Origin of the sequence: Pseudoalteromonas shioyasakiensis (genome assembly GCF_019134595.1) — a bacterium.
Classification (GTDB): domain Bacteria; phylum Pseudomonadota; class Gammaproteobacteria; order Enterobacterales; family Alteromonadaceae; genus Pseudoalteromonas; species Pseudoalteromonas shioyasakiensis_A.
Genome location: NZ_CP077771.1, coordinates 829673 through 843972 on the forward strand (window position 1 = coordinate 829673; position 14300 = coordinate 843972).

8 protein-coding genes are annotated in these 14300 nt (G+C 40.0%); 2 read left to right on the top strand and 6 right to left on the bottom strand.

Going from position 1 to position 14300, the window contains the following annotated elements; translation table 11 throughout:
* Positions 1-18: 18 nt before the first annotated feature.
* From KQP93_RS21160 to KQP93_RS21180, 5 genes are read right to left on the bottom strand one after another with little or no spacing between them, the layout of a single operon-like run.
* The gene (locus tag KQP93_RS21160) at positions 19-2541 is read right to left on the bottom strand and encodes a glycogen/starch/alpha-glucan phosphorylase (protein WP_217877081.1); all 2523 of its coding nucleotides are present in this window, start codon (positions 2539-2541) and stop codon (positions 19-21) included.
* Positions 2534-4591: a glycogen debranching protein GlgX gene (glgX, locus tag KQP93_RS21165; RefSeq protein ID WP_217877082.1), complete on the bottom strand. Its 2058-nt coding sequence runs from the start codon at positions 4589-4591 to the stop codon at positions 2534-2536. Before glgX ends, KQP93_RS21160 begins: the two co-directional genes overlap by 8 nt.
* Entirely contained in the window at positions 4581-6818 is a 2238-nt protein-coding gene (glgB, locus tag KQP93_RS21170; protein ID WP_217877083.1) for a 1,4-alpha-glucan branching protein GlgB, read from the bottom strand. Before glgB ends, glgX begins: the two co-directional genes overlap by 11 nt.
* Entirely contained in the window at positions 6818-8794 is a 1977-nt protein-coding gene (malQ, locus tag KQP93_RS21175) for a 4-alpha-glucanotransferase (RefSeq protein WP_217877084.1), read from the bottom strand. Before malQ ends, glgB begins: the two co-directional genes overlap by 1 nt.
* 8 nt (positions 8795-8802) lie before the next feature.
* Entirely contained in the window at positions 8803-9102 is a 300-nt protein-coding gene (locus KQP93_RS21180; protein WP_054562386.1) for an isoamylase early set domain-containing protein, read from the bottom strand.
* Positions 9103-10326: 1224 nt separating this feature from the next.
* On the opposite strand from KQP93_RS21180, the gene KQP93_RS21185 reads away from it, so the two are divergent.
* Both KQP93_RS21185 and KQP93_RS21190 read left to right on the top strand, forming a co-directional pair.
* Positions 10327-12153: a putative bifunctional diguanylate cyclase/phosphodiesterase gene (locus KQP93_RS21185; protein ID WP_254907765.1), complete on the top strand. Its 1827-nt coding sequence runs from the start codon at positions 10327-10329 to the stop codon at positions 12151-12153.
* Positions 12154-12192: 39 nt separating this feature from the next.
* Entirely contained in the window at positions 12193-13116 is a 924-nt protein-coding gene (locus KQP93_RS21190) for a hypothetical protein (RefSeq protein ID WP_217877087.1), read from the top strand.
* A 9-nt stretch (positions 13117-13125) separates the two neighbouring features.
* Here the strand turns inward: KQP93_RS21190 and KQP93_RS21195 are convergent, their stop codons facing one another.
* Entirely contained in the window at positions 13126-14274 is a 1149-nt protein-coding gene (locus tag KQP93_RS21195) for a PDC sensor domain-containing protein (RefSeq protein WP_217877089.1), read from the bottom strand.
* Positions 14275-14300: the final 26 nt, after the last annotated feature.

Sequence of the window (14300 nt, forward strand, 5' to 3'; positions counted from 1 at the left end):
AACTCTCTCCGTCTTAAGCTAGCTGCTTTTCTTCTGTGTGTTTTGCTGTGCACTAGTATCCAGTAATGGCTCCAAATGCCAGATGTCGTCACTGTATTGACTAATGGTTCTATCGCTCGAAAACATGCCACTGGCTGCAGTATTCAAAATACTCATTTTGGTCCAGTGAGCAGTGTCTAAGTAGGCTTGTTCAACTTGCTCTTGCGCTTCGACAAAGCTGGCAAAGTCATGAGCGACTAACCATGGATCGTGCGGGCTCTTAATCGCCGCGATAATGTCGTCAAATAAATTAGGCTCAAACAAGTTGAAGTGACCGCTCTCAAGTAATTGCATTACTTTATAGAGGCTGTCAGTTTGGTGAATAATCTGCTCAGGATTATAGTGCGCTTTGATATCATCAATTTGCTCTGCACGTGCACCAAATAAGAAGAAGTTGTCAGCACCTACAGCATCACGAATTTCGATGTTAGCGCCATCTAATGTACCTATAGTCAATGCGCCGTTCATCATGAACTTCATGTTACCTGTGCCAGATGCCTCTTTTCCTGCCGTAGAAATTTGCTCAGATAAATCCGTCGCTGGGCAAATGGTTTCCATTGCTGTTACGTTGTAATTAGGTAAAAAAGCAACTCTTAAATACGGTTTAGCAAGCGGATCTTTGTTGATCACTTCTGCTACATTATTAATTAATTTAATAATTTTCTTCGCCATGTAGTAACCTGGCGCAGCTTTACCGCCCAATAGCACACAACGAGGAACAATGTTTGCTGTATCACCTTGGCGAATTCGGTCGTAAAGGTGAATAACGTGCAGTACGTTTAATAGCTGACGCTTATATTCGTGAATACGTTTAACTTGCACGTCAAACATCATTTCGGCATCAAACTCTACGCCACAGCGGCTTTTCACTAACTCAACAAGGCGTTGCTTATTGCTGTGTTTTACAGCTTGCCATTGTTTATGAAACTTAGTGTCATCATATAAACGGCGTAACTGGCTAATTTTGCTAAAGTCAGCAACCCATTCATCACCAATGTGTTGATTAAGCAGTTTAGCCAACTCAGGGTTACAATGTGCTAACCAGCGACGTGGTGTTACACCATTAGTTTTGTTGTTGAATTTTTCTGGCCATAGCTGATAAAACTCATTGAATAAGCCAGCTTTAAGTAGCTCAGTGTGAAGCGCAGCCACACCATTAACCGAATAGCTACCAACAATCGCTAAATATGCCATGCGAATTTGTGGCTCAGGGCCTTCTTCGATAAGTGATAATGCACGTTGTTTCTCAACATCACCTGGCCACGCTAACGCAACTTCAGCGAGGAAACGCGCATTGATTTCGTAGATAATTTCTAAAATACGCGGTAATAATCGGGCAAATAAAGATACTGACCACTTCTCTAATGCTTCAGGAAGTAAAGTGTGGTTTGTATAAGCCATAGTCTTAGTCGTGATAGACCACGCTTCTTGCCAATCTAGCTCATACTCATCAACCAAAATACGCATAAGCTCAGCGACAGCAATACTTGGGTGCGTATCGTTTAATTGGAAAACATGGTAATCAGCAAAATCAGAGAAGTCTTCGCCATGTTTGCTAACCCAAGTGTCGATGATGTCTTGTAAGCTCGCTGATGATAAGAAGTATTGCTGACGTAAGCGTAGCTCTTTGCCGTTTTCACTGCTGTCATTCGGATAAAGAACCATGGTGATTTGTTCAGCTAAGTTTTTACGCGCTACAGCTTCTGAGTAACTACCCGCATTAAACTCACTCAAATCAAATTCGTCTGTGGCTTCTGACTTCCATAACCGTAGGGTATTTACAATATCGTTTTTGTAACCCGGAATTGGCACATCATAAGGCACAGCTAAGACATCGTGAGAATCTAGCCATTGACGGTGCTCACGACCAAATTTATCAGTATAACTTTCAACATGACCAAAGAACTTTACACGCTTTGATTGCTCAGGTGCACTCAGCTCCCACGGGTGCCCTTCACGTAACCAGTTATCTGGTTGTTCAATCTGATTACCATTTTCAATAGCTTGATTAAACATGCCGTACTCATAACGAATACCATAGCCTACCACTGGCAATGCAAGGCTTGCACAGCTATCTAAGAAACAAGCTGCTAAGCGTCCTAAGCCACCATTACCAAGGCCTGCATCATGTTCAGCCTCAGCAACCTGCTCAAGCTCTGTGCAATATTCTTGTAACGCCTTAGCGACTTGCTCATCTAAGTCTAAGTTTAAAATCGCATTACCAAGGGCACGCCCCATTAAAAACTCAAGTGATAAGTAAGCTGTTTTACGGCGTTTTTGTTCATGAATTTGCTGATTTGTTACACGGCAACGTGCGACTAGTCGGTCACGAATAGTTAATGCTAATGCATGGTATAAATACAGTTGTGATTTACCTACTTTGTCACGCCCAAGGGTGTAATAAAAATGGCGTGATAAATCATCGTCTAAGGTACTTTCATCAACTGTAGGCGCATCCTGCCAGCCCTTTACAATACATACTTGATCGGCATTTTTAGCCATGATTTAGATCCTCTGAATTGGCGGTAAAAACCCAGCTGCTCATTGCAGCAATCTGGTGTTCCTTATCAACAAATTGTGTTGACATAGGATGAATGCTGGTCAGCGCTAACTGCCACTTTCCTTTTTCTAAACTCGGAAGTTGGCAAGTAACCGGCTCTGATCCTGCATTTAATATGATCAATAAAGCTTGATTTGTATGCTTGTCGGTCAGGCTGTATATCAACACTTGGCGATCGCCTTGATGCCAATCGTCTTGTTGCATATTGGTGCCTGATTCGGTGAACCAAGCGACGTCATAACGCGGGTCATTATCGTGAACAAAAAAGCGGTGTTTAAAAATACTGAAATGCTTACGAATGCGCAGAACATCGTCAATAAATCGAGTTAGAGGATGACTGAATTGTGAGTCTTTCCATGCAAGCCAGCTTGTGCGATTATTTTGACAATAGGCGTTGTTGTTACCACCTTGTGAGTGTGCCATTTCGCTCCCTAAAGAAAGCATAGGCACGCCCTTCGAAAGTAACAAAGTTAACAACATATTTTTTTGTTGTTGTAAGCGTAATTTGCTCACTTGTGGGTCGTTGGTAAACCCTTCTACACCACAATTGAATGAATGATTACCACTGTGGCCATCACGATTTTGCTCACCATTGGCTTCGTTGTGTTTATTCTCGTAGCTGACTAAATCAGCAAGTGTGAAGCCATCATGGCTGGTGATAAAGTTAATACTGTTAAGTGGCCCGCGTAGGTTATGCTCAAACAAGTCGAACGACCCATGTAAGCGTTTTGCAAGCTCGCCAATTACGCCCTGCTCTTGTTTCCAAAAGCGTCTTATCGTATCGCGATACTTATCATTCCATTCACGCCATGGCGCAGGAAAAGCCCCTAATTGGTAACCACCTGGGCCAATATCCCATGGCTCTGCAATCAGTTTAACTTGGCTTAGTACTGGATCTTGATTAATCGCTTGGAAAAACGCATGTGCCTGATTAAAGCCATTTGGATTACGCGCTAAAATGGTTGCTAAGTCAAAACGAAAACCGTCGACCCCCATCACTTCAACCCAATAACGCAAGCTATCAAGTACCAGCTGTAAAGAGCGAGGCGAATCAATATTTACGGTGTTTCCACAGCCGGTATCATTAATATAATGTTGTGGTTTATCAGCAACGGTACGGTAGTAACCTAGATTATCTAAGCCTCGTAGCGACAAGATAGGTCCATCTGTGCCCGCCTCAGCGGTGTGGTTATAAACCACATCGAGTATTACTTCGATATCCGCTTTGTGAAGCGCCGCCACCATTTCTTGAAACTCACTAATATCATCATTAACCAGATAATCTTTATGCGGCGTAAAGAAGTTAAGCGTGTTGTAGCCCCAGTAATTTTGTAAGCCTTTAGCTGTTAAAAACTGCTCGCTGATAAAAGCATGAACGGGTAATAACTCTAAGCAAGTCACACCAATAGTACGTAAATGCTCTATAAAACTAGGGTGGCTTAAACCTAAAAACTTACCTTGTAACGATTTTGGAATTTCAGGGTGGCGACAGGTTGCGCCAACTACATGGCACTCGTAAATAACCGTTTTTCCCCAGCAGTGATTCGGTTTTTTACCTGTGTAAGGTGCAAGTTCACGGACTCGTGATTTCGGCATATCAATGGCATTGTTAACCTGACTTAACTTTCCTACAGGCATTTGCCCATAGTGACGTTCACTCCAAGTAAACTCACCATACAAATCTCGCGCATAAGGGTCTAACAGCAGTTTGTGGTTATTAAAAAATAGTCCCTTTTCGGGTGCGTATTCACCATCAGCGCGAAAACCATACAAGGCGCCACTTTTCAAAGGGCTCACTTTCAGTGTCCAGATACCGCCTTCGTTCATATGCATCGCAAGGGTGAGAATTTCTGAATGACCGCTGCTATCAAATAAGCACAGAGACATATGTTGTGCTTGTGGTGCGTACACAGCAAAGTTTACGCCCTCACCAACAACAGACGCCCCTAAAGGCGAGCTCACCCCAACTTCGAGTTCGACACTATGACTCATCGCTCACCTTCTTAAGGTAAATTGTCGCAAGGCCAGGTAAAGACACGCTAATGCTTTGATTAAAGCCATGACTTTCTTTCCCTTGGCTTACGATGATTTGCTCTGCATGATTGGTTGCTTCAACGCCAGAACCAAAATAGTCCGCTTTATCGGTGTTCAAAATAACTTGGTAAGCGCCTGCTTTTGGTACACCTATCACGTAGTCGTGGTACACCTGTGGCGTTAAATTACAGATCACCACTACAAAATCTTCTGCTTTCTTTGCATAACGAATAAAGCTAAACATACTTTGCTCAGCATTATTGTTATCGAGCCATTCAAAGCCTGCTGGGCTAGTATCTTGCTCGTATAAAGCTGGCGTGCTGGTGTAAACAGCATTTAAATCTTTAATCGTTTGCTGCATGCCACTGTGGCTAATATGCTCAAGTAAATGCCAGTCAAGCGATTGGTCGTGATTCCACTCTTTACGCTGGGCGATTTCAGCACCCATAAACAATAATTTTTTACCTGGATGCGCCCACATAAACGCATAATATGCACGTAAGTTCGCAAACTTTTGCCAGTCATCCCCTGGCATTTTTTCAATTAATGAGCCTTTACCATGCACAACTTCATCGTGGCTAAGCGGAAGAATGTAGTTCTCACTGTAGGCATAAACCATTGAAAACGTCATTTCATGGTGGTGATGCGAACGGTAAATGGAATCACGCTGCATATAATGCAAACTGTCGTTCATCCAGCCCATGTTCCACTTATAACCAAAACCTAACCCATCATGGTCAACTTGACGCGTAACGCCCGGCCATGCTGTTGATTCTTCGGCCACCATCATAATGCCTGGATTTTTCGCATAGCAGCGCATATTGACTTGTTTTAAACACTCAATGGCGCCTAAGTTTTCTCGGCCACCGTATTGATTCGCAACCCACTGCCCTTCTTCACGGCTATAGTCTAGATAAAGCATTGAGGCAACTGCATCCACGCGTAAACCATCAATGCCAAATTCATGCAGCCAGTACATTGCATTCGCAATTAGGAAGCTACGAATCTCTGCGCGGTCATAATTGTAGATATAGGTATTCCAATCAGGGTGAAAACCTTGTCTAACATCAGCATGTTCGTATAAATGGGTGCCATCAAAACGATGTAAACCATGTGGATCACTTGGGAAATGACCAGGAACCCAGTCAAGAATAAGGCCAATATCGGCTTCGTGACATTGCTCGACGAAGTAAACAAAATCTTCAAAGCTGCCATAGCGACTGGTCGGGGCAAATAATCCAACTGGTTGATAACCCCATGAACCATCAAAAGGGTATTCACTAATTGGCATTAATTGCAGGTGCGTAAAGCCGAGTTCTTTAGTGTAAGGAATAAGATTATCAGCAAGTTCACGCCATGTTAGATAGCGCTCCCCGTCATCTCGTCTTTGCCAAGAACCCGCATGCACTTCATAAATACTGACAGGCGCATCAACACTGTTCCGTTTTGCGCGATTTGCTAACGCCTTTTCAGAAAGCTGAATTCCTGTTTTCAGCTTTTGTAGTACTGACGCCGTACCCGGTGCTTGTTGCATCTTAAACGCAAATGGATCGGCTTTATCAAGTACTTCACCGGTCAGAGTGGTGATAGCAAATTTATAGCATTGATGCTCTTTAAGCCCTGGGATAAATAACTCCCATACCCCACTGGCAGGATGAAAACGCATAAAATGACGATTACGCTGCCAATAGTTAAATTCACCAATAACAGATACACTACTGGCATTCGGCGCCCAAACTGTAAAACGAACACCATCAACGCCTTGTTGAGTCACAAAATGTGCACCAAAATGTTGATAAGCATGCTCTAAACTGCCTTCATTAAACAGATACATTGCCTGTTCATCTAAGCTGCTTTCAAAGCTATACTCATCATATTGTTGATGGCTAAATTCATTGCTATAGCTAACATCTAGCTGGTAGTCAGGGTTAGTTTTTGATTTGATATTTGCGATAAATAAATGACTATCACCTTGTTGCTGCGCAACGATTTTTTCTGTACCAAGCAGAACCGAAACACAGCTTGCGCCAGGCAAAAAGCAACGAATTTCATAGCTTGAATCGCCACTTTTATGCGCTCCAAGAAAGCTGAAAGGATCTCTAAAACAACCACTGGCTAATGCATCTATTTGTTTTTGATAAATAACAGGTTGTGCACTTTGCTCTTGACGAACACGACTTCGCATTATTGATTCCTTATCGAAATTAAATTGGCTAAGAATGACTGTTGCGCTTCGATAATCTGCGCCGCTGGACGCGACAATGAACGCCGCCAATTTGGGTACTCTTTATCAGTACCGGGGATATTTACAGGCAGTATTTGCTGATCTAAGTCATCTATTTGAATAGTAAATAGCTTTGCTGGTGCTGCCGCTAATGAGGATGCCAACGCTCCATAAACCTTAAAGGCATCTGTTTCTAACGATAAATGCTGGTTTGACTCTCGTGCGATAAAATTAAGCATACGATGCTTTTCAATGTTTCTCGCATCAAATTGAGCCCGAGTTTGCTCATCATCAAGCAAACCATATTGTTGTTTAATCGTAATATCATGGCCAATCCACCAGCCTTTGAATGGTGGTACGTCATGATTGGCTATCATTAGTAGACTATGAGGAGCAAAATGCTCAGCCGCTAAAAACTCGCCTTGATGATCTTTTTCAAAGTAAAACAACCCGTTTGAATAGATTGCACTTGCTTTTAGTGCTTCACGCACTTCATTAGGTACAACACCTAAATCTTCGCCAATCACCACACATTGATTAATGTGAGATTCAATCTTTAGAATTGCTAATAATTGCTCAAAGGGATAATAGACATAACAGCCATCTTGCTGGGAATTATTTTCAAAACACCACCAAAGTCGGCGTATCGCCATAACGTGGTCAATTCTAAGACCACCAACATCTTCCATATTGGCGCGGATAAGTGAGCGATAAAAAGCAAAGTTGTCTTTACTTAACTTTTGTGGATTGAGTGCCGGCAAGCCCCAGTTCTGACCATGTTCAGCCCAAGGATCTGGCGGAGCTCCAACATGTGCATTTTCTGCAAATAGCTCATTTTGGCTCTTAAACTCACTGCCATCACCTGCACAGCCAACAGCTAAGTCATTTATAAGGCCAATTGCCATACCACAATCACGGGCAGCTTGCTGGCAGATATTTAATTGAAGGTGAGCTTGCCATTGTAAGTAGCTTGCATAATCACGGTCCCCAACCAACATGGTCGACAGGCTATGTTTATGGGTTTCACAAAAACGAGTGAACTGCTGTTTTCGCTCTGCTGAAGCGAATTCACAAAAGTGCTGATACAAGAGACTAAACACTTGGTACTTGAAATCACTTACCGAAGTGTAATCAATGTAAGGTGCACTATTTTGGGGCTTATCTGCCAATAATTTATCAAGTGCATTATTATTTTTGGCGTCTTCGCATAATGACACAGCAATATACAGCGGGTTCAATAATGCTCGGCTATTTGGACTATAAGGACTTGCTCGCTCGGGGCTGTGTTCAAACAGTAAATGCAGCGGATTAAGTAACACATAATCCATATTTCGAGTTGCTGCTGATTTAATAAGCTTTGTTAAATCAGCGAAGTCACCAATTCCTAACCCTGCTTCATTGCATAAGCTATAAAGCTGAATCGATAAGCCTAAACGCTTTTTGTCATCAATAGAGAAGCTTTCTTTAGGTGTGATCCATAGCTGACTGTGAGATTGCTGATCTGCCACAGTTATGAGCGCATCATGATAACCAATTGGCATTTCAGGAACTGGCAATGCAAGCTCAAGATAACGAATACCGTTTAGACCATAATCACCAAGAACGGCTAAACCTTGTAAGTTTTCACAAGTAAAATGAATATCAAGCGAAGGCACGCTTAGAGTACATGAGCGTGTTAGCAAACGTTCATCAACGCGTACTTTCAAAATTGGATGGTGTGCCTCAATAATGCTTGTATGAGGCAACAAGTTCAGCCATGTACCTGCATCTAATGCAAAATTAAGTTGGTTAATTGCATCAGTATCTTGAGTATCTACACCACAACAACTAAGCGCTTGCATGCGTGTACTTTCATCGAAAATAACATGCTCACCGGTGTATTTGGTATATTCATAGCCTATGCCATGCAGGTAATATAACTGCGAAAGTGACTGCATCAAAACACCTAAGCGCGTTGGGTATTAACAATGCTGTTATCAGTACCAAAACCATTAGGAATATAACCATCAGCTTGGTGATCGTTGTCCCATGTTTCGCCATTGATTAAGTAACGGAAGTGAAATTCTTGATCAAGCGGTAAGCGCTGTTTGCATTTGAACACTTGTTCTTTTTTATTAAACTTCATAGGCACTGGCTGCCAATCTGTGAACTCTGCAACTAATTGCACATCATCAGCGTCAGGGTGTTGGAATTCAAAGGTAACTTCTGTTTCGTCTTTAGTTTTAAAAAAACGTTTACTTAGCATAGTGGGCTCCAATTCAACCAATTGGTAAATTAATCCTTGCCACAGTACCGCATTCGACGACTCATTTAGCGGAAGCTGTGCGCTCCAGGTTTCATGACTTGTTTACTAAAACGTCAAGTTGTATCTAGTAAACCAAACCTATATTTACGCATTATGACAGTGCAACTGTACATTTTTCGCACCACCATAGTGCATAAAACACACAAAAGCTACAACAATCATATTGCTGTATTGTTACGAGCAATAACTGAACCAAGTTGATAATAAAATATACTTTATTTTCAGTACCTTTTTTATCAGCTATCGTCGCAACTTATAAAAAGTAGATAACAATTTAGGTTGGGTAAAGTGAATAAAATTGAAGTGATAAATTAGAGTTAAAACACTAAAAGAAACACTACCTCATTCGGTAACAAATATTACTAATCACTTATTTTAAATAACATATATTTAGTTAAAAAACCTCGTTAATGACACTAAAAATAGATAAAGAAAACTTTTCACCGTTGACCATCTACAGTATTCACATCAATAAATTCAAAAAAAACGTTTTTAACCTTTAAAACCAACCGCCAATTAAAAACCTAATTAACGTTTTTAAAAATTATCCCAATACAAATGTAAAAACAATAAGTATAAAAGCGTAAATATAAATTAAACAACCAACCCAGAAAAGAAGAGAAAACGCTACTTTTTAGCTGTGTAATAGCTCGTTTTTCTTACAGTCACATTTATTTGGAATAGTCTTTATTTTTGAAAGTAACAAATTTACAAATCACTAATCACAAACAAAAAAAACAATAAACCACTGTTTTAAATTTAAATATCAAAAATCAAAGTCACCTACTTGCATACAACTAAAAGAAACATTAAATCTCTTTCATGTGTTTCTCATTAGTTTATAAAAGCGGTAAAACATAATAAAAAGGTAACAGCCAAGCTATTTTTTATAAATATATCTACCTAGTTTAATAACACAGGTTACTATGAATTTTCACATTCCGTTATCATCCAAACCCCAAAGTATGAGAAAGGCTTTGTCTATCTCAGTCACACACAATATACTCACATTATTCACTGGTGAGGTTTTATAGTAAAACAATAACACCATAACGGTAGTAATGTATGACCAATGCTCTTCGAACTTTATCAATAAGTATTATAACTTTAATTGCTTTTATATACGGCTTAAATATCTTTTTGACTAAACAGGTCAATGATTTGATGTACGCGCCAAAAGGCTTAGAACTTCATACTTTCTCAGGTACAGATGTCACTGTGATAGCGGCGCCTTGGTATAACCTCGTTTTAAGTGGTCAGCATTTAGTTTACGATAATAATATTTCTTATATTGTTATTAATACAACAAAAGAGTCAGTTGTAACCGCTACAACTTCAGAACTTATACTCGCAACATTATTTTCACCGGTAAACATTATCACTTTAATCTTGTTAGCATTAGCCATCAGTTGGTTAGTTAACTTAAGATTCCAAAACAATCATGAGAAATACGCTCTCAAAATGCTAAATACTAAAGCAATTGAGTTACTCAACAGCCTAAATTTAGCCAGTGAATCAGGTACAAGCAAGCATACGCAACTTGAACAATTGCAATTTAACTTTCAAACACTTACAACCCATATAACTAATTACACACGTGAATCTGAAGTCAGTATTTATCAAGATAAATTAACTCACTTAATTGACCGACATGCCTATATAGAACATCTTGCCAAACAATTGAGACTTGCTGAGATGGATAAATTCAGCTGTGCTTTACTATTTATAGATTTAGATGGGTTCAAACAAGTTAATGATTCATTTGGACACAGTTTTGGTGATGATGTCTTAATTCAAGTTGCAACACGCTTGAGCAGTGTTTTACGCCATCATAAAATAAGTAATATTTCCCCAATTAGTCAATTAGAACAAAACTTAGCACGCCTTGGAGGTGATGAGTTCTCTATTTTCATTAACTTAAAAGATGATAAAGACAAAGCATTAGAGGTTGCACAAAATGTATTGCACGAAATCGAACGTGATTTTGTCTTAGGTAACAAGCTAATCAAAATTAGCGCCAGTATAGGTATAGCGGTTTACCCAGATAGTGCATCCACCCCACAAGCATTACTGCAAATGGCTGATGTTGCCATGTACCGAGCCAAAACAGATGGTCGTGGAATTTTTAAAGTCTACTCTCCGGAAATGGGTAAAAAGATTAGACGCTATCATTACTTGCTAGAAGAAATGCGTCTTGCTATTGCCAGCAGCAGTTTTCATATGTCTTTTCAACCTATTGTACATGTGGATGATTGTGCCATTGACTACTTCGAAGCGTTAGTTCGCTGGGATCACCCTGTTGAAGGCTCAATCACGCCTGACGAGTTTATTCCAATTGCTGAAGAGTCTAATCTGATACTAGAGCTTGGTGATTGGATCATGCTGGAATCATGTAGACAGATGTCGGCCTGGTATAATGCCGGAATGAAAAAAGTCGCTATTTCCGTGAATATTTCTGGCGTGCAATTAAAGCATTACGATATTTATGAGTGGGTCATGGAGAAACTTGCCAAAACAGGGCTGCCTGCAAAAGCATTAATGCTGGAAATAACCGAATCAACCTTAATTAAGGCCAGCAACAAGATCATTCAATCGTTAGAAAAGCTGAGGGGCGAAGGGATCACCATTGCGATTGATGATTTTGGTACAGGTTTTAGTTCGTTAAGTACCCTCGCAGACTTACCTATCGATGTGATCAAACTCGATAAACTGTTTGTTGGGCAAGCTAACGACAACCTTAAATACAATGAAATCATGCATTCAATCAGCGAACTTGGCAGTAAACTTGGTCTGAAAGTAGTGGCCGAAGGTGTTGAAGAACTCGCTCAATTCGAACTAGTTAAATCGATGGGCATTAACAGTGTTCAAGGCTATCTAGTGAGTCACCCTGAGTCTTCAGTTAATGTTGGCCATAAAGTATTGCAAGATAACATTAACTTTATGTCTGTTACCGGAACAGGGGTTTGGAATATACAGCAGCCGCTTAAGTAAGTTATAATAATCACATTATTCAAAGCCACTTCCTTGTTAATGTTAAAAAAAAGCTTACTTACGGTTTTTATCTTGTCAGTCACCATTATTGGAGTACTGGTTGGCTCTTCTATCTATACCCTTTACAGCAAAAAGCGTTTAACTGTGGATCCAAAACTGAGAGAAATCTCCGGTATTGAATTCGATAAATTTAATCGACTTTGGGCTATTAACGACAGTGGCGACCTACCTAAGCTTTATCGCCTTAATGAAGATGGCTCAATAGCAAAAGAAATTTTAGTTACCAATGCTAAAAACATTGACTGGGAAGACATGACACAAAACAAATTTGGTCATTTCTTCTTAGGGGACTTTGGCAATAATAAAAATGATAGAAAATGGTTAACCATTTATAAAATAGAAAACCCTATCGACATCAAAAGCGATACCACAGAAGCTGAGATAATCAAGTTTACTTACCCAGAAATGGATGGCAGCCCTATTCAACCAGACCAACGTAATTTTGATTTAGAGGCTTTTGTAGCGCTTGGCCGACACCTTTATTTATTTACCAAAAATCGTACTGAACCATTCGATGGAATCACAAAAGTGTATAAAGTTGGCGATCATGCAGCTAACTTTGATGCACAATTAATAGATTCGTTTCAAACTTGCACTACAATGGAGAAACTTTGCTGGATTACATCTGCGGCTCTTAGCCCTGATAGAACCAAGTTAGTTCTTCTTGATTCCACCAGCATTTGGCTTTTTGAAAACTACCAAGGCGATAAGTTTTTTTCTGGGGATGTATCACGGATTGATTTAGGCATTGTTACGCAAAAAGAAGCAATCACTTTTTACGATGACAATACGATTGTGTTTACAGACGAAGAGTTTAAAGGCATTGGCGGTAATGCCTATGTTATAAAACTAGATGAAATCGAAAAGAAAGTCATTCGCAAAGCGCCCAAAACCAATCAATGACTGAGTGCGTTATTTAGAGAGCGCTTTTTCGATATCTACACCTAATATCAGCACTCCCATGTGCTGATTTTCCTTATCAAATATGGGCACACTAAACTGTACCTGAAAGTGTTTAGTCGACTCATCGAACTCCACTGTATCAATATAATAGTCATCATCTTGCTGGTACATATTTAAATATTTGGCTTCATCACCCTGCCAATAGTCAGTTGTGACTTCACTAATAATGACATTTTTACCTTGTTTATCGGTGACTATTATTTCTGTAATAACACCTTGCATCTGCTTTTGCCATACTTGTAAGAATTGTGAACCTTCAAGTTTTAAGTAGCGCTCTGCCAGTATAGGTGTATTGTCACGAACTTGTTGTGCCCACTGATGATCAAGCTGATCGAGGTCTTGCTGCGCGAGCGGTTGCCGATTACTTTTAATAACTGCTTGTTGCACCTGTTCTGAATTAGCTAATTGCTGTATTTTTTCTAAAAGCCCTTGCACTAAAGTAAGTTTTTCAATTTTTGACAACACAAAAGGGCTTTGTGAGCAGCTGCTTATGTGGCTGTTAAAGGCATTTAAAAAGTCAGGAAACTCCTCAAGCGTTTTATTTGCAGCAAATAAGCCCAAAGGTACATAACGATAGAATGTTTGTGTGTATTCATCAGGCTTTATTTGTAACTGTACAGCATTGAATTCAAACTCTTCTAAATCAAGCAAAATTCTATCTACCCGCTGCTTTTTAAATACTTTTATAAGCTCTTGGGTGGTATTGACTTCGACTTCAATTTTCCGATTGGTTAATTGATACCAATCCGCCTGATGACTCCCTCTTACGACGCCATAACGAAGATCGTGTTTGGCTATTGAAGCCGAATCTACATGGGTAAACCAGTACCAGTTTTCTAAAAACATCGGTGCTGAGAGCTCACCATATTGCTGCATTTGTGACAACAGGTTCGCAGTAAAATAACCATCAAGACGATTTAGCTGCACTTCTCTTTTTGCCCTTAACCAAGGTAGCTTCTGTAACTTAAATGGCACATTGATTTGCTTAAAAATACATTCAACATGCGTAATTGCATTGTTCGGTGCGTTAATTGGCAGGTTAGTACCCAACTGAAAAGGCTGAGCTACTGTAAGAGAAAGCAATAATGAAGCAAGCATATAAACAAGCCTAAATAACTAACGAA